This is a genomic window from Aeromonas sp. 2692-1 (genome assembly GCF_013085505.1).
In the GTDB taxonomy this organism is placed as follows: Bacteria; Pseudomonadota; Gammaproteobacteria; order Enterobacterales; family Aeromonadaceae; genus Aeromonas; species Aeromonas hydrophila.
On the sequence record NZ_CP038513.1, the window covers coordinates 2,074,976 to 2,092,056 of the forward strand.

A 17,081-nucleotide genomic window follows, 5' to 3' on the forward strand; every position below is an offset into this window, starting at 1 on the left:
GTTTTTTTATGTGCCGGAGCGGGATTACTGAATGCTCTTGCCGGCGCGCACATCCTTGATGAAGCCTTTCAGGCTGGCCAGATCACGGGGGGCGCCACGCAGGATCTGATCGCCGATGATGAAGGCCGGTGTGCCCGAGATGCTCATGGCTTCGGCCAGTGCCCGGTTGGTGCCGAGATTCTGATCGATGCTGCCATCCTTGATCTTGGCGTCAACCTTGCTCCAGTTTACACCGGCTGCTTCTGCCAGCTGCTTCACCTGTGCCTCGTCGGCCAGCGGTCCCTGATGGGCGTACAGCTTCTCGTGGAAGGCCTGGTACTTGTCGGGCTGACCCAGCTGTACCGCCAGAGCGGCACGGGCGGCAAAGTAGGAGGTCTCGCTCAGGATCGGGAACTGCTTGTAGATGTAGCGAATGTCCTTGTCTTCTGCCAGCAGCTGCTTGATCAGCGGGTGAGCGCGTTTGCAGTAGCCGCAGTTGTAGTCGAAGAATTCGACCACGGTCAGGCTGCCCTTGGGATTGCCGCTCTCCGGATCCTGGTTGCTATAAAGCTGCTTGGCGTGTGCCTTGATCAAGGTCTTGTCGCTCTCGGCCTGCTGGCTCTCCTGCTTGGCGCGCAGGGCGTTGGACATCTCGACCAGGATCTCCGGGTTCTTGACCAGATAGTCGCGCACTATCTGTTCCACGTCGCTCTTGGTCAGTTCGCTCGCCTGAACCGGCGCCGCAAGCAGGGTGGCACCCGTCAGGGCGCAAAGCAGGGCATGTTTGATTTTCATAAGTCCATCTTGCTGGGGATTTCGTGATGCTGACTATAGTGGGTGAGTCTGTTTTCAAGTCAAGTTATCTGGTTGAAAAAGCGCTGGTTATGCTCAAATTGGCGGCTTTGTACGTCATTTAGCCCAATAAATCGGCAAACGAGCGGCGAGGGGATTTACAAGGGCGATCGCCATGGGTAATATTCGCCGCACTGTCGCGGAGGGGTGGCAGAGCGGCTGAATGCACCGGTCTTGAAAACCGGCGATGGGCGACCATCCGTGGGTTCAAATCCCACCTCCTCCGCCATTTATTCAGCCAAAAAGGCCATCCGAAAGGATGGCCTTTTTGCTATTCAAATCCTCGCTTTCATTCTGCCTGTGGTCGGACAAGCCATCTTTATCCACGTATATTCCGACGCTTGGCTAAAGCTTGCTGTTTTCCCGCCTGTTTTGCTCAGTGTTCATAGTCAGCCCATCACCGGACAACCAAGTGCATTGAGCATCTCCGTCGGCCCTGATCTTCGTGCAGGTCGGTGGCTATCTCGTCTTGCTGGCTCCTCAGCCACGACTTGGAGACCTTCTGTTGCGTGATGCAGGAAGGAGCTGAGGGTTGTTGGCCACCGGTGAGGGGGAGAGCCATGACAAATGTTGCAATGCTTAACATCCGTAGGGGTCACGACTGGTTGCTGGTGGAACGGTTGAGGTTTTCTGTAGCATTTCATTACAAAAATTACGGTTCGATAGCATAAAGTGTGGGAGAGTTCTGATTTTCCTATATGCCGGAGTGTGTCATCTGTTGACGCTTGTTAACATTCAGCATGTTTCCATGTTTGGCTAGCCAACCTTGTGCACAATCCTCATACCCCAGAGATGAATACCCTGCACGCGCTGGATCTCATCGGCCAGTTCGAGACGGCCGCTGACGAGCGCACCATAGTGACCCTGCTGCGCGAGCTGAGCTGTCGCATGGGATTCGACTATTTTCGCCTGGCCCTGATCTTCCCCAGTACCATCCAGCGTCCGGACGTCATCATCTTCAACGGCTGTCCGCAGGCCTGGGTGGATACCTACACCAGCAGCGGCTTCTTTGCCATCGACCCCATCGTCAAGTGTGCCATGACCAGGAGCACCCCCATTCTGTGGGCCGATGTGGTGAACGATGAGGCGCGTTGTGATGAGCAGGGCCGGGAGATGATGCAACTGGCCAGCGAGTATGGCATTTGCGACGGCATCACCCTGCCCTGGCACGGTGCCAACGGTCATGTCGGCCTGCTCTCCTTTATTACCAGTACGCCTCGCACCCAACAGCAATGGCTCTCTGCTGTGCCCTTTATCAGCTGGCTCTCCATGCATATTTTCGAGGCGGTGGCCCGGGTCTGTCTGGCCGGTCTGTCACCGCACGATGCGCTGAGTTTGCGGGAGCTGGAGGTGTGTCGCTGGGCGGCGGAAGGCAAGCAGGTGAGCGATATTGCCCAGATCCTGGGGATCACTCCCCGTACCGTGACGTTTCATCTGAACAATGTGGTCAGCAAGCTGGGGGCCAGCACCAAGAGCCAGGCCATTTCATGGGCATTGAAGCAGGGGATGGTCAGGTTGAACGTGGAGATGGCGTTGGTTGCCAATGTGGATGAAAAGCAGTGATTATGTTTGTTACAAGCAATTTGTTGCGTAGGTAGCGAGATGTTCCACTACGAGTGCAAGAACTAATGGTGCAATAGTCTGCTGGTTGCAACTTTTTGCGCCATGCATCCGGCAGGACGGCTTGCCTGTTTATTAAGTCTTTGAAAAATAACTATAAAAAAGAGTGGCATGGTCGCTGCTAACTGGTCTGGTCGAGTGTCATTACCGTTCAACCAATCAGGAGCATACACATGCCAACTCCATGTTATATCAGCATCGAAGGTAAAACCCAGGGCAATATCACTGCCGGTGCCTTCACTTCCGATTCCGTCGGCAATATTTTTGTGCAGGGTCACGAAGACGAGATGCTGGTGCAAGAGTTCCAGCACGTCGTGACCGTGCCGACTGACCCGCAATCTGGTCAGCCTGCTGGTCAACGTGTCCACAAGCCGTTCAAGTTCACCGTTGCGCTGAACAAAGCCGTGCCGCTGATGTACAACTCTCTGGCCTCCGGCGAAATGTTGCCGAAAGTGACCCTGAAGTGGTACCGCACCTCCGTCGAGGGCAAGCAGGAGCACTTCTTCTCTACCGTGCTGACCGATGCCACCATCGTCGACATCGACTGCCAGATGCCGCACTGCCAGGATCCGGCGAAGTCTGACTTCACCCAGCTGATCCAGGTCTCTCTGGCCTACCGCAAGATCAACTGGGAGCACACCGTTGCCGGTACTTCCGGTGCAGATGACTGGCGCGCTCCGATCGAGGCCTAACGCTCGATCTCTTATTGCCGTTATTCCTTGTAGTGCACCCTATGGCCTGACGATGGCAGTGTCAGCTGTCGTCAGGCCCGTGCAAGCTTTCTCCGACCTGTTCAGCTGGATGAGGTCGGAGCTTTTGTGTTTTGCCATATGGCTGCGAGGCGACCTTATGGCAAAGCACAACAGAGGCCAGTCGCCATGTGTTCCACCATTGCATCGTCCGGTGACGTGCTCATCGATCATGATGGGCTTTTCCCATCTCCCGTGATTGCCGCCAGCCCGGATGTGTTCCTCGGTGGCAAATGGGTGTCCCGGCAGGACGAGCTGCTGGCCCCTTACGATAAATCCGACAATCCCCTCCGTCCGCGCAGCAGCTCTGGTCGCCAGCGAACTTTGTGGTGTAGCGGTCAATTCATCACCGTGACCGACACCGCGATTGGCGGGGTGACTGGCTTAGGCAGCGGACAGGCAGGTTAAGGAGCGCTTCATGGCAGACAGCACAGGATTACAATTTACCGTCAAGGTGGGGGCTCTGCCCGAGAGCACCTTCGTTGTGGCCGAGTTTGCGCTGGATGAAGCGCTCAACCGGCCGTTCAACCTGCGCCTGGAGCTGGCGAGTGCCCAGCCCGACATCGACTTTGGCGCCGTGCTGGACCAGCCGTGCGAGCTGCTGGTGTGGTACAACGGCGAGCTGCAGCGCCGGGTCTGCGGGGTGGTGAGTGACTTCGCGCAGGGTGACAGCGGCTTTCGCCGCACCCGCTATCAGCTCATGGTGCAGCCGGCCCTGTGGCGGCTCTCTTTGCGCCAGAACGCCCGCATCTTCCAGGCACAAAAGCCCGACGAAATCCTCTCAATCTTGCTGCAAGAGCACGGCATCACCGACTATGCGTTTGCCCTGAAAAACGAGCATGCCAAGCGGGAGTACTGCGTTCAGTACCGGGAAACCGACCTCGATTTCGTGAACCGCCTCGCCGCCGAAGAGGGGATGTTCTATTTCCACGAGTTTGAAGCGGGCAAACACCGCATCGTGTTTGCTGACGACGCAGCCGCCCTGACCGCCGGCCCCGAGCTCTTCTTCAATCTCGGCAACCGCTCGCTGGAACAAGGTCCCTATGTCCGGCAGTTCCACTACCGGGAGGTGGTGCGCCCAAGCGATGTGGAGCTCAAAGACTACAGCTTCAAGACCCCCGCTTATGGCCTCTCCCACAAGAAAGTGGGGGTGGAGCTTGCGCACCAGCGCGACACCTACCAGCACTTCGATTTCCCGGGCCGTTACAAGCAGGATGGCAGCGGTAAGGCGTTTGCCCAACATCGGCTGGATGCGCTGCGCAATGACGCAGTGGTGGGCCAGGCTAAGTCCAACTGCGCCGCCTTGCTGCCAGGGCAGAGCTTCTCGCTGACTGAACATCCCAACGGCAGCCTCAACACCGACTGGCAAATTGTGCATATCCAGCACACCGGCTTGCAGCCACAGGCGTTGGAAGAGGAGGGGGGCAGCGGCCCCACCGTCTATCACAACGAATTCGGGGTGGTGAAAGCCAGCACCATCTGGCGGGCACGCATTGGCAGCCCAGAAGCTCCTCACAAGCCGATGGTGGATGGCCCGCAAATCGCCATGGTGGTGGGCCCCGACGGTGAGGAGATTTACTGCGACGAACATGGCCGGGTGAAGCTGCAATTCCCGTGGGACAGATATGGCAGCTCCAACGACCAGAGCTCCTGCTGGGTGAGAGTCTCCCAAGGGTGGGCCGGCGGCCAATACGGCATGATGGCCATCCCGCGCATCGGCCACGAGGTCATCGTGAGCTTTCTGGAAGGGGACCCCGACCAGCCCATCGTCACCGGTCGCACCTATCACGCCACCAACCGGCCGCCATACGAGCTGCCGGCCAACAAGACCCGCACCGTGCTGCGCACCGAGACCCATCAGGGTGAGGGCTTCAACGAGTTGCGCTTCGAAGACCAGGCGGGGCAGGAAGAGATTTATATCCACGGTCAGAAAGACCTGGACGTACTCATCGAGAACGATGCCGCCTGGCATATCAAGCACGACGAGCATCGGGATATCGACTTTGATCGGGTGACCCGCATCAAGGCCAACGACCACCTGACGGTGGAGGGTGAGAAGCGCGACCAGATAAAAGCCGACTACTCGCTGACGGTGGATGCCAGCCTGCACCAGAAGTTGGGGCAGTCCCTGCTGGTGGAGGCGGGAAGCGAGGTTCACCACAAGGCGGGCATGAAGATCGTGATGGAGGCCGGCGCCGAGTTGACGCTCAAGGTGGGTGGCAGCTTTGTGAAGCTCGACGCCGGTGGCGTCACCCTAAGCGGTGGCTCCATCAAGATGAATTCCGGCGGCAGCCCGGGTTCTGGCTCTGGTTGGGGTGGTAAGGCCCCCATCCAGCCAGGCAATGTCGAGGTGCCAACACCACCACCAGCAACATTGCCAGCCCCGGCCATTCACAAGAGCATGGAGTCCATGGCACCGCTGGCCAAGCCTTGTCCAGCCGCTCCACCACCTGTACCCCCTCCGCCTGCCGGGGGCCCACCAGCTCCACCGCCCGCCCCACCCCAGCTTGCCGGAGGTCCAATGATGCCACCGCCGCCGCCACCCGTTGCGGCCATAGGGGAAGGCAAAAAGCCGGCAAAGAAGTGGGCGACGGTAGAGATATCCAAAGCGGATGAAGCACTTAGATACTATTCGGCGCAGGGGTACACATTGCTCAATAACTATTTGCGTGATCGTCCTTACAAGCAGCAAGAGGCCATCGATACCCTGCTTAGTCGCAGCTATTTGAATGATGAGCCGACATCTGCGAGTGAGTTTGACCAGGCAATGAAGGCCTATGTTGCCGATGTGGAGGCTGGTCTGGCGAAATTGCCGGCTTCACCTGATTTGTCTTTCGTCTACCGGGGCCTGGCGCTGGACAAGCCGGAGCTTACAGCCCTGAAAGATCAGTTCACAGGGGTGGGCAATATCGTTGTTGAGTCAGGATTCATGAGTACCTCACCGGACAAGGCCTGGGTCAACGATACCTTGTTGAAGATCCGCCTGCCTGCCGGTCATGGTGGTCGTCTGCTGGGAGACGCAGCGCACTTCAAGGGGGAAGCAGAAATGCTGTTTCCGACCCAGACCAGACTAAGGGTCGATCGAGTGGTTTCCTCCATGAGCGGATATTTTGACTCCTTGCTCAATACGATTCCAACTTCTGACAATGCATCGGATAACCGCAGCAGGATCAAGCGACTGATTGAGGTTTCCGTACTATGACGTTATCTGATTGGCTCGCTGGCAAGCAAGCGGGTGAAATATATGCCGTCATCGATGGAGCGCTAGCGGCGTCAGCAGTGGCAGATTTCTATACCTATGATGGAGAGAATGCCAATCCACTTTTTGCCGGTACCGCTTTCGATGAGCAGTCTGCGTTGGGGCCCTGGTTGCTGCCAGCGCCTTCCGCTGAGTTCATGATGGCCAATCCCACCCTGAGCGGCTTCTACCTGATCAGCGACCAATCAGTGGAGCTGATCCGCCGCCATTGGCAGAGCCTGATAGAAGCGATACGCGAGGGAGAAGCTGTCTGGTTTCGTTTCTCTGACCCACGCATTTTCTTGCCCATGCTCAGTGCCATGACCCCTGATGAACGCGATACTGTGCTGGGGCCCTGTTCCGGGCTCTGGATCCATGGCAAGGCCTTCTTTCGCACGCCTCATGCCCGGTTCCAACCCGCATTGCAAACCCCCTGGTTTCATATCCGGCCTCATCATCTGGCTGGGCTCTACGACGAAAACCGTCATGCCTACATCTTGCGGCGGCGGTTATGGCAGACCATGACGGCTATGATGGAGCGCCATCCTGACCCGGCCGGGGCCATTTTACCCACTCTCAAACAGGCCAATTTGGATGGGCAGCAAGAAGATGTGCGCGATGGTGTGGTGGCTGGCGTCTTGACCTTGCAGGCCAATTTGCCTCTTGAAGATATACAGGGGCCTTTGATGCTGACCGACGATGAGCTGGTTCAGGTAGCCAACTGGCTGAACAAACATCACGAATTGACAGGAGTATCCTGATGGCGGCAGATCCCCATTGTATCCCTTGCGAACGTTATGATAACTGGATAGAGGTAGACATTCGCGATGAGCACAACCGTTCGTTCAAGGGGCTAAAGGCCACTTTGACTGACGAAACAGGCAAGTCAGAGACGATCACCCTGAAGGATGGACCCACCCTGGTGCGAGGGTTTGCAGTTGGCCCGGTGACAGTAAAAATCGAGACGCCAGCCTGGCTCAAGGCGGCGCAGTCCCGTGAGGTCCTCAAGGAGGATGAGAGCACACTAGTACCCGCCTATACAGACAAGCTATTCGGACACTGCGACGTCAAACGAGAGCATATCAAGGTGACCACCGGCGATCTCTGCCTCACTGAACCAGAGCAGCCACTACCGAAAGGACATCAGGCAGGACAGGCTCAGCCTCCCCGCTTTTTCACTAAGCATTCCTATGTGATTGAAGTTAAAGGTTATCAGATCAATATCTTGCGCATCGGAGTGTTCTTTGATGGTACCGGCAACAACACCCACAACGCCCAGGCGGGGTTGCAAAAAGTAGAGCAGTGGCTTCTGGAAACCTGCTCAGATCCGGCGCAGCGGGAGAAAGAGCTACAGGGTTGCCAGATGGGGCAAAGCCCGGTTGAAGGTAGCTCCGCCAATGATGTGACCAATGTGGGCAAGTTGTTTGAGCAATATGACATTGCAGCAGGCCCGTTGGTGGCTCACAGCTATATCAGTGGTATTGGGACTCGCGACCCAATCGCAGGAGAAAATGGCCCTGAATATCGTTCGGATGACACCTTGACCCAGGGATTTGATCTCGATTTTGGTGGGGAAAACACATCCATTATTGGCAAAGTGACGCTAGCTTGTACAGATACAATTCTGATGGGTATCCACGATGATCTTCGTGATGTTTTACCAAGTATCGACTGCATCCATCGAATCGTATTCGATGTGTTTGGCTTTAGTCGGGGCGCTGCTGCTGCTCGCCATTTCGTTAATACTATCGACCAAAAATCCGATCATCCATTGGCGCAAGCTATGGCGAATAGCCCGGATATTCGCCTTAAGGCGGGTTTTGATTGGGCTAGCCGCGATGATGTTTGCTTCACCTTTGTGGGCCTGTTCGATACCGTAGTTTCTTCTTACAATCCTGATGTCAATGTTCAGCTAAAAGCAGATTGTGCAGAACGGGTGGTACATCTCACCGCGCTGGATGAAGTGCGCAAATACTTCCCGCTATCACGTATTACAGAAGATGCTGCAGGCACGAGTACTCCTGCTCACTTTACTGAGCTGGCGCTACCGGGGGCTCACTCTGATATAGGTGGCGGTTACTATAGCCGCTGGAGCTTGAGTAATCCCAACAGCGATCCAGCTCTGATTGAGTGTATTGAGTTGGAACGTTTTATGAGTGTGGAAACTGTTTCAACATCAGATACCGGGAGCATTGCCTATCAAAAAGCCAAGGCGTATGCCGAGGAGAAACGAACGTTGGGCTGGGTCACTCTTATCAACCCCAACCTGCCTCGTGGTGCCGTGCCGCCGCTGGGGGCGATCAGCCTGAAACCTTATTCCTTCCGGCGTCCCGAGGGGAAAAATGGCACAGGCCCCGGAAAAAAGTCGGTCTATGTAGAAGTACTGATGAGCAGGGTAGTTGAGGGGGAATACTCCCGTATTCCGTTACATATGATGGTTGAGGCAGGCCGGGCTGTGGGGGTGCCGTTTAAAGCGTGGATGCCAGATGATAGATCATTGCAGCTTGAGCCGCTCTCTATTAAACGGCCAGAGGCTGACTTGAAGGCGCTGGATAAACTTTGGGCCCTATCCGCCATCGAACAGAAGGTTGCCAAAAACTTGGCTCATCGATTATCGCCCGATGTTTACCGCGCTTTGCGTCGTGACTATCTGCACCACAGTGCCAGTAACAAGGGCATCGCCAATCCGGCCAATACCAATAAATACGAAACGAGTATCAGTAAAGAGAGGCGCAAACTGATAGGGAACAAGGGGTCATGATGTTAAAGCGATTGATGTTAGTTCTTGGTCTGCTTTGTCCTCTGTTGGCTTGTGCTGCGGATACACAGATTAAGTCTTTTTCTTGGCGTTATGGTACAGGCAGTAATATAGATCTTACTAAGAACACCAAGACCGAGTTCTATCTTGGAGGGAAACTGGTTTATGCCGACCGCTTGGCTGGAGGCGGGGCTGGAGGTCTACTTGCCGATCGAATCAAGGCGAAACGTTACTATTGGGCAGGCGGCGGAGGCCTGCCTACCGACGGTGTTCCCATCCCCGATAAAGCTGTGATTGAGTTGGTTTCGTTCCATGATCGCAAGCGCTACCGCATCAAAGTGGATTTACCTACCGATCTAGAGCAAAAAATGCGTCAGGTGTATTTGGTTGAAGGGCGTTATGATAGACGAAATCGCCTCTATTTTGGATTGGCTCCTGGTGGTTATTTCGAGGTCATATTAACCGGAGGAGGATTGCAGCTCAGCCCTGACCTACTGCTTGTTCGCGGCATAGCCGAAGAGGTAACCGATGATTGGTATGATCAGAAAGTATCGATAGTGCGCCAATATGGTATGGATGATTTTGGCAAAAAATATGGTGAGCTATTCAAGCCCAACCCAGTTCCTAACGGAATGGGTTGGGCTCCCATCATGGATGCCTATCGTGCTGCCCAGCCCGCCACCGATGTGAATCCTGTGGCTGAATAACGATTCTGTTTCATCTAAACCGGCGATAAAGGTGAGTTGAATTACTCAGCAGGCCAATATTTGTTCGCGAAATAATACGGTGCCAAAACCCCCATCAGCTTATGCCGATGGGGGTTTTTGTTTGTCTTTCAATGATGGCCGGGGATCAGCCCAATCAGATGTTGCAGGCTTTTTTGACGGGGATGGCGGCGGGTGGCGAGGCTGATGCGGGTGGTGAGCGGCTCGGTGGCGATGGGGTGATAGCTGACGCCGTGGGGGTGCAGCTCGCTGACCGAGCGCGGGATGATGGCGACCCCGAAACCGGCCTGTACCATGCCGACGGTGGAGATCACTTGCGGGCTCTGGCTGCCGAGGCGGGGGCTGAAACCGGCCCGCTGGCAGCGCTGGGTGATGGCGTCGTGCAGCCCGGGCCCGAGCTCGCGGGGGAACAGGATGAAGGGATCCTGCGCCAGCGCCTCGATGGGGATGGCGCCACTGCCGGCCAGCGGATGGTGTGGTGGGAGGGCGATCAGCATCTCCTCCTCGTCGATCAGGTGGTGAGCCAGCGCCGAGCTGCTGCTGCAGGGCAGGCGCAGGATGGCGGCATCCAGCTCCTCGCTCACCAGATCGCGCACCAGGTTGGGCATACTGTTCTCGATGGGGTGCAGGCTGACCTCCGGCCAGGCTTGACGAAAGTCGTGGATGAGTTGCAACACGCTCGGGTGCAGCACGGTGGAGCCGGCAAAGCCGAGGCGCAGTGAACCCAGCTGGCCGCGAGCGATGCGCCTGGCCTTCTGCATGGCCTGCTCGGTCTGCGCCAGTATCCCCTTGGCATCCTGATAGAGACTCAGCCCCGCCTCGGTCAGCTCCACGCTGCGGGTCAGCCGGTGAAACAGCGGCGTGCCCACCTCCTGTTCGAATTTGCGGATCTGCTGGCTGAGCGGCGGCTGGGCCATGCCCAACGCCTCGGCGGCGCGGGTAAAGCTCTGTTTGTCTGCCACGGCCACCAGGTAGCGCAGGTAACGGAATTCCATATCTGGTACGTCTCGAAGCTGATGGGTTTGGATATTGGTATCAAACTGTGATCTTGGTCACTATTGAATCCTGATTTGCCAACCTAACAGGATTGGAGGTGAAATCCAAATGGAAACCAATTCGTCATGTGACTGCGCCATCGAAATCAGCCAGCAGTTTGCTCGCTGGCAGGCTCGCCAGGGGGGCGGCGAGGTCTACCAGAGCTCCCTGATGAGTGCCCTGCTGGCGGGGGTTTACGAGGGGGAGACCACCATGGCCGATCTGCTGCGCCACGGTGACTTTGGCCTCGGGACCTTCAACCGGCTCGACGGTGAGCTGATTGCCTTCGAGCGCCAGATCCACCAGCTCAAGGCTGACGGCTCGGCCCGTCCGGCCCGCGCCGAGCAGAAGACCCCGTTTGCGGTGATGACCCACTTTCGCCCCTGTCTGCAGCGCCGCTTCGATCATCCCCTGAGCCGCGAGGAGATCCACCAGTGGGTGGATCGGTTGGTGGGCACCGACAACGTCTTCGTCGCCTTTCGGCTCGACGGCCTGTTCGAGCAGGCGCAGGTGCGCACCGTTCCCTGCCAGCATCCCCCCTACAAGCCCATGCTGGAGGCCATCGAGGCCCAGCCGCTGTTCTCGTTCAGCCAGCGGCGTGGCACCCTGGTCGGCTTTCGTTGCCCGCCCTTCGTGCAGGGGATCAATGTGGCCGGTTATCACGAGCACTTCATCACCGAGGATCGCCGGGGTGGCGGCCATATCCTCGACTACGCCATGGGCCACGGCCAGCTGCAGCTGGCGGTGGTGCAACACCTCAACATCGAGCTGCCCCGCAATCCGGCCTTTCAGCAGGCCGATCTCAATCCCGCCGATCTGGACCGCGCCATCCGCGCCGCCGAAGGCTGAACCCTTCGCTTAACAAGGAGTGACATCATGGAAAATCAACACTGGGCCTGTGGGGCCGAACTGGTGGTACGCCATCTGGAGGAGCAAGGGGTCAAGCAGGTATTTGGCATTCCCGGGGCCAAGATCGACAGGGTATTCGATGCGCTGGAGGACTCTCCCATCGAAACCATAGTGGTGCGTCACGAGGCGAATGCCGCCTTCATGGCCGCCGCCGTCGGCCGGCTCACCGGCAAGGCCGGGGTGGCGCTGGTGACCTCGGGGCCGGGCTGCGCCAACCTCATCACCGGTCTTGCCACCGCCACCTCGGAAGGGGATGCCATGGTGGCGCTGGGCGGTGCGGTGCGGCGGGCCGACGGCCTCAAGCTGACCCACCAGAGCCTGGATACCGTCAGCCTGTGCCGGCCGGTCACCAAGTTCAGCGCCCAGGTGGGCACCGGCTCCGCCCTCTCCGAGGTGATGGCCAACGCCTTTCGCAGCGCCGAGCTGGGGCGGCCCGGGGCGGCCTTCGTCAGCCTGCCGATGGACATCATCAACGAGCCGGCCGATGGCGCCATCCTGGTGCCGAGCGCCATCCCCGAGCCGGGGGCGGCCGACGAGCGCGGCATCGATCGGGCGCTGAGCTTGCTGGCGCAGGCCCGCAAGCCGGTGGTGCTGCTCGGTCTGCTGGCCAGCCGGCCGGAAAACTCCCTCGCGGTGCGCGCCTTCCTCGACAAGAGCCGGTTGCCGGTGACGGGGACCTATCAGGCGGCCGGGGTGGTGGATACCCACCATTTCGACGACTTTGCCGGGCGGGTGGGGCTGTTCAACAACCAGCCGGGGGACAAGCTGCTGCAGGATGCGGATCTGGTGGTCTGCATCGGCTACAGCCCCATCGAATACGACCCCGTGCTGTGGAACGGTACCGGCGAGCGCCAGCTGCTGCACATTGATGCGCTGCCGGCGGAGATCGACAGCAGCTACTGCCCGGCGGTGGAGCTGGTGGGCTCCATCAGCGCCAACCTGGCGCGGCTGACCCGGATGCTGCACCAGCCGCTGGCGCGGGATCCGGCCATTACCGCGCTGCTCGGCGAGATCCGTGCCCAGCGCCATCAGCTCGCCGAACATGCCGGCCGGCTGGGGGGCACCCCCATTCATCCGCTGCGCATCGTCAAGGAGCTGCAGGACATCATCGGGCAGGACATGACCCTGTGCGTGGACATGGGCAGCTTCCACATCTGGATTGCCCGCTATCTCTACAGCTTCCGGGCCCGCCAGGTGCTCATCTCCAACGGCCAGCAGACCATGGGGGTGGCGCTACCCTGGGCCATCGGGGCCGCCATGGTGCGCCCGGGGGAGAAGATCATCTCGGTGTCCGGCGATGGCAGCTTCATGCAGTCGAGCATGGAGCTGGAGACCGCGGTGCGGCTCAAGTCCAACATAGTGCACATCATCTGGGTCGATAACGGCTACAACATGGTGGCGATGCAGGAGGAGAAAAAGTACTGTCGCAGCTCCGGGGTGAGTTTCGGCCCCATCAACTTCAAGGCCTATGCCGAGTCGTTCGGGGCAGCCGGGTTTGCCGTCACCTGCGCCGAGGATCTGCGAGCGACCCTGCGCGCCGCCATGGCGGTGAGCGGGCCGGCGGTGGTGGCCATCCCGGTGGATTACAGCGACAACCACCTGCTGATGGAGCAGCTCAGACCCGAAATGCTCAGTTGAGCCGGATCTGAGGGAGGCTGCGAAGCGGCCCGCCCAACGCAGAGCGCCCCTTGCCAATCGGCAAGGGGCGCTCTGTCATTGCGAAAGGAAGAGTCACTCAGGGCATGAGAGAGGGGGGCAACACCATGGGGTCGGCCACCGCACGAGCAGCCTCGTCACCGCGCAGCACCCGCACCAGCTCGAGGGCGAACTCGATGGCGGTGCCCGGTCCCTGGCTGGTGATCAGGCGATGGGCCTGATCGGTTACCACCCGCGCCATACTGAGCTGCGCCGCGGGCAGGCGGTCCTGAAAACCGGGATGGCAGGTGGCACTGGCATCCCCCAGCAGAGCATGGTGTTGCAGCACCACGGCGGGGGCGGCGCAGATGGCTGCCCGCCAGCGCTGCGCTGCCGCCTGCGCCTTGAGCAGGGCGATGGCGCGCGGCGTATCGCGGATAACCTCGCTGCCGGGCAGGCCGCCCGGCACGACGATGGCCTCGAACTCCTGGTCAGCCAGCTCGTCGAGGTGGCAATCCGCCACCAGCTGCACGCCGCGGGAGGCGCGGATCTGGCGCTGCCCGGCGGGGCAGCAGGAGGCGAGCACCACCTCGATGGCCCCGCGCACCAGGGTATCGACGATGGCGACCGTCTCGATCTCTTCCGACCCGGGGGCCACCAGTACCAGTACGCTCATCCTTTGCTCCTTGCGTTGGCGAGCCCGCCGGGCTCACTGCTTCTCTTTGATGGCCTGATAGAGACCCTGATTGACCGGCACCGCGATGCCGTGGCAGGCAGCCCGGGCCAGCAGGAAGCCGGTGATGGCCTCGATCTCGGTTTCGCGCCCCTGCTCCATGTCCTGATACATGGAAGAGTAATTGTCGGCGGTGAGCTCCACCACCGTCATGACCCGGCGCAGCAGTTCGTCGCTGCCGGTGGGCTGGCCTTCGGCCTGCATCACGTCCGCCACTTCCACGCAGATTTGCTGCAGGGCATCGGCAAAACGCGGACCGGCCAGCTCGCCATTCTTGAGCTTGTAGAGCGCGGTGAGCGGATTGATGGCGCAGTTGACCGCCAGCTTCTGCCACTGGCGAGCCTGGATCTGCTCATCCCAACCGGCCTGACCGAGGGCGGCAGCCAGATCGTCCGCCAGAGCGGTATGGGCCTTGGCCGCCTCGTTGACCGGACCGAGCCAGGTTTCGCCCTTGCCGGTGTGGCGGAACACGAAGTGGCCGCTCTGCATGGCGCCATGGCTGGTGACGCCGGCGATGATCGGATTGTGCGGGAACAGGGTGACTACCTGCTCGGCGATCCCCATGCCGTTGTGCAGCAGCACGATGGGCACGTCGGTCGCCAGCTGGCCCACCAGCGGCGTCAGCGCCTCGATGACCTGGCCGGCTTTGGTCATCACCAGCAGCCGTTTGATCTGGCCGGGCTGGCTGATGAAACCGCGTTCGATGTTGATGAGCTGGGTGTGGCCCTCCAGCGAGGTGAAGTCGATGCCTGGATGCAGGGTGGAGCGGTGGCGCTCGCGCAGCAAGACGCGAGTGGCCTGGCCGCTTTGAGTCAACAGGGAGGCGAAGACGCCGCCCAGGGCGCCGCAGCCCAGCAGTGTCCATTGGGGGGAGGAGGTGTGTCGACTTTGTGTCAGGTTGTAATCGCGTGATCCGCTTGGCATGGAGAGACTCAATCAAGGTAGGGGCTGCATTCCAGTCAACCGCCTGCCGGGGATAAGTGAAGATGTCGCCTGGCGGACACCAGAAACGAGTTCATCATCTTGCTGCGAGGTCGTGATCAAGGCTTGTATGAAGCTTGCTTATAGGGAACCGGTAGCTCACATATTCATATACGTGCCGGCTCCTGCGCAGCGCCTTACCTTGCGGACGACCTCTCGCGGCAGATCTTGAACAGGTTCTAACGGGTCTCGCCATTCCTGTGCGCAGGGGATTCTAGCAGAGCAGCCCCATCGAAATCAGCAAATTTGCCGTAATTCTGGTAGATTTGCCCCCTTATAGCGCAACATGAGGAGCCCACTATGCCGTCATTCGATATTGTCTCTGAAGTCAAAATGAACGAGGTGTTGAACGCCGTCGACAACGCCAATCGTGAACTGGCGACCCGTTTCGATTTTCGTGGTGTTGAAGCCAGCTTCGAATTGAACAAGGAAGAGGTCAAGCTGGAGGCCGATGCCGATTTCCAGCTCAAGCAGATGGTCGAGATCCTGCGCGCTGCCCTGCTCAAGCGCAACATCGAGAACAGCTCCATGGACGTGGGTGACAGCATTCACTCCGGCAAGCGCTTCCACCTGACCGTGAAGTTCAAGCAGGGCATCGACAAAGAGATCGCCAAGAAGCTGGTGAAGCTGATCAAGGATTCCAAGATCAAGGTACAGGCCGCCATTCAGGGTGACGAAGTGCGCGTCACCGGCAAGAAGCGTGACGACCTGCAGGAGACCATGGCCCTGGTGCGCGGCGCCGAGCTGGGTCAGCCGATGCAGTTCCAGAATTTCCGCGACTGATGATGGCCGGGGGAGGGCGCGGCTCTCCCCTGTTGCCGGCAGCAAGCCATAAAAAAACCGGAGCAGCTGCTCCGGTTTTTTGTATCCCTGATACCCGTTCGATTAGAACTTGTAGGTAACGGAGAAGTAGTGGCTGAAGCCAGAGCTCTTCCACGGGGTACCGTCGTAGGCAGTGGAGCCATCTTTGGTGCCGTAGGCATCCATGAAGTACTTCAGGCCGTAACCGACGGCGTAGCGATCGGAGTGCCAGTAGATACCGTGGAAGGTAGCCAGGTTGTCGCTGGTACGGTCAGCACGGTTGTGGGTGTCCAGATCGAAGGCGTAATCCAGGTAGCCCTGGTAGGAGACGAAGCTGCCGTTGCTGAAGGTGTAGAAAGGCTTGAACCAGTTCATGGCGAACCAGTAACCGTTCCACTCACCCTCTTCTTCGGTGAAGAACTGGTTTTCGGTAGCGTGACGAGCATACAGGTTCATGCCCACTTTGCCGAACCAAGGCACTTGTACATCAGCACCCAGACCGATCATGTTCTCCATCTGGTTGTCGCCGATGTTGTTCAGGGAGGCGATGTAGACCTCTTGCACCGGACCAAAGGAGAGATCTTTACCAGTCAGCGCATCCAGAGACATACGCGGCGCAAACTTCATGAACAGGTTCTGACCCTTGTGCTTGTCGCTGTGACGGGAGTCGAAGATATCGAAGACGTCGACGTAACCGTACAGGTCAAACAGGCCGGAGCGACCACCGAATTCCATTTCGAAGTAGGTGTCGTTGTAATCTTCAGCACCGGTGGTGAAAGGACGTTGGTCGATGGTGTGCATGACGTTGAACTGCATCCACTTGTAGTCATTCTTGTGGATGTCACCGCTGTAGTCAGCAGCGAAGGCCGGGGTAGCGGCGGCAGCCAGCAGACCGGCAGCGATCAGAGTCTTGGTAAATTTGGCCATTTTATTGGTCTCTTGTGCGTTAGTTGAGGTTTTCCGTAGCCTGCCCACAAGGAGCGGAAGGGATTCTAGCCAAATAAATTCATCGGAGAAACCAGCACCGGGGAACTTTATTCGGAAGTGTGAATCTAATCACCCCCAA

General features: G+C 58.6%; 15 protein-coding genes, 1 tRNA gene and 1 pseudogene. 12 read left to right on the forward strand and 5 right to left on the reverse strand.

What is annotated here, in order from left to right:
- Positions 1–24: 24 nt before the first annotated feature.
- On the reverse strand, positions 25–774 hold the full coding sequence (locus E5E97_RS10095; RefSeq protein WP_016349828.1) for a DsbA family protein: 750 nt from the start codon (positions 772–774) through the stop codon (positions 25–27).
- A 198-nt stretch (positions 775–972) separates the two neighbouring features.
- On the opposite strand from E5E97_RS10095, the gene E5E97_RS10100 reads away from it, so the two are divergent.
- The 9 genes and pseudogenes from E5E97_RS10100 to E5E97_RS10135 all read left to right on the forward strand — a co-directional run bounded on the left by E5E97_RS10100 (position 973) and on the right by E5E97_RS10135 (position 9,903).
- Positions 973–1,060 (forward strand) — tRNA-Ser (locus E5E97_RS10100).
- Positions 1,061–1,623: 563 nt separating this feature from the next.
- Entirely contained in the window at positions 1,624–2,394 is a 771-nt protein-coding gene (locus E5E97_RS10105; RefSeq protein WP_162902008.1) for a LuxR family transcriptional regulator, read from the forward strand.
- A gap of 230 nt (positions 2,395–2,624) precedes the next feature.
- Positions 2,625–3,143 (forward strand): type VI secretion system effector Hcp1, encoded by a 519-nt coding sequence (gene hcp1, locus E5E97_RS10110; protein ID WP_011705044.1) that lies wholly within the window; start codon positions 2,625–2,627, stop codon positions 3,141–3,143.
- A 186-nt stretch (positions 3,144–3,329) separates the two neighbouring features.
- Positions 3,330–3,608, forward strand: a complete 279-nt coding sequence (locus E5E97_RS10115) for a hypothetical protein (protein ID WP_118882309.1) — start codon at positions 3,330–3,332, stop codon at positions 3,606–3,608.
- 10 nt (positions 3,609–3,618) lie between these two features.
- Positions 3,619–5,523 (forward strand): annotated as a pseudogene (locus tag E5E97_RS10120) (type VI secretion system tip protein VgrG); the annotation flags it as partial.
- 201 nt (positions 5,524–5,724) lie between these two features.
- Entirely contained in the window at positions 5,725–6,402 is a 678-nt protein-coding gene (locus E5E97_RS23510) for an ADP-ribosyltransferase (protein WP_240332748.1), read from the forward strand.
- Entirely contained in the window at positions 6,399–7,199 is an 801-nt protein-coding gene (locus tag E5E97_RS10125) for a DUF4123 domain-containing protein (protein WP_118881743.1), read from the forward strand. Before E5E97_RS23510 ends, E5E97_RS10125 begins: the two co-directional genes overlap by 4 nt.
- Positions 7,199–9,199 carry a DUF2235 domain-containing protein gene (locus E5E97_RS10130; RefSeq protein ID WP_118881742.1) on the forward strand — a complete coding sequence of 667 codons (2,001 nt, stop codon included), beginning with the start codon at positions 7,199–7,201 and terminating at the stop codon, positions 9,197–9,199. The genes E5E97_RS10125 and E5E97_RS10130 overlap by 1 nt, the downstream gene beginning before the upstream one ends.
- Positions 9,199–9,903, forward strand: coding sequence for a DUF2931 family protein (locus E5E97_RS10135; protein ID WP_171280235.1), 705 nt, complete (start codon positions 9,199–9,201; stop codon positions 9,901–9,903). Before E5E97_RS10130 ends, E5E97_RS10135 begins: the two co-directional genes overlap by 1 nt.
- Before the next feature lie 128 nt (positions 9,904–10,031).
- On the opposite strand, the gene E5E97_RS10140 is transcribed toward E5E97_RS10135, so the two are convergent.
- Positions 10,032–10,916: a LysR family transcriptional regulator gene (locus E5E97_RS10140; protein WP_011705050.1), complete on the reverse strand. Its 885-nt coding sequence runs from the start codon at positions 10,914–10,916 to the stop codon at positions 10,032–10,034.
- A gap of 109 nt (positions 10,917–11,025) precedes the next feature.
- On the opposite strand from E5E97_RS10140, the gene budA reads away from it, so the two are divergent.
- Together budA and alsS are read left to right on the forward strand one after the other, a co-directional pair.
- The gene (gene budA / locus E5E97_RS10145) at positions 11,026–11,805 is read left to right on the forward strand and encodes an acetolactate decarboxylase (protein WP_019841137.1); all 780 of its coding nucleotides are present in this window, start codon (positions 11,026–11,028) and stop codon (positions 11,803–11,805) included.
- Between the two features lie 27 nt (positions 11,806–11,832).
- Complete coding sequence (alsS, locus tag E5E97_RS10150; RefSeq protein WP_118881741.1) at positions 11,833–13,503, forward strand: acetolactate synthase AlsS; 1,671 nt, start codon at positions 11,833–11,835, stop codon at positions 13,501–13,503.
- A gap of 97 nt (positions 13,504–13,600) precedes the next feature.
- On the opposite strand, the gene E5E97_RS10155 is transcribed toward alsS, so the two are convergent.
- Entirely contained in the window at positions 13,601–14,176 is a 576-nt protein-coding gene (locus tag E5E97_RS10155) for a DJ-1 family glyoxalase III (protein WP_118881740.1), read from the reverse strand.
- Positions 14,177–14,209: 33 nt separating this feature from the next.
- A complete protein-coding gene (locus E5E97_RS10160) occupies positions 14,210–15,157 on the reverse strand; it encodes a ketopantoate reductase family protein (protein WP_118881739.1) in 948 nt (315 codons plus the stop codon).
- 357 nt (positions 15,158–15,514) lie between these two features.
- Here E5E97_RS10160 and E5E97_RS10165 point away from each other — a divergent pair, with 357 nt between their 5' ends.
- The gene (locus E5E97_RS10165) at positions 15,515–15,997 is read left to right on the forward strand and encodes a YajQ family cyclic di-GMP-binding protein (protein ID WP_118881738.1); all 483 of its coding nucleotides are present in this window, start codon (positions 15,515–15,517) and stop codon (positions 15,995–15,997) included.
- 102 nt (positions 15,998–16,099) lie between these two features.
- Here the strand turns inward: E5E97_RS10165 and E5E97_RS10170 are convergent, their stop codons facing one another.
- The gene (locus E5E97_RS10170) at positions 16,100–16,942 is read right to left on the reverse strand and encodes an outer membrane protein OmpK (protein WP_011705056.1); all 843 of its coding nucleotides are present in this window, start codon (positions 16,940–16,942) and stop codon (positions 16,100–16,102) included.
- Between the last annotated feature and the right edge of the window lie 139 nt (positions 16,943–17,081).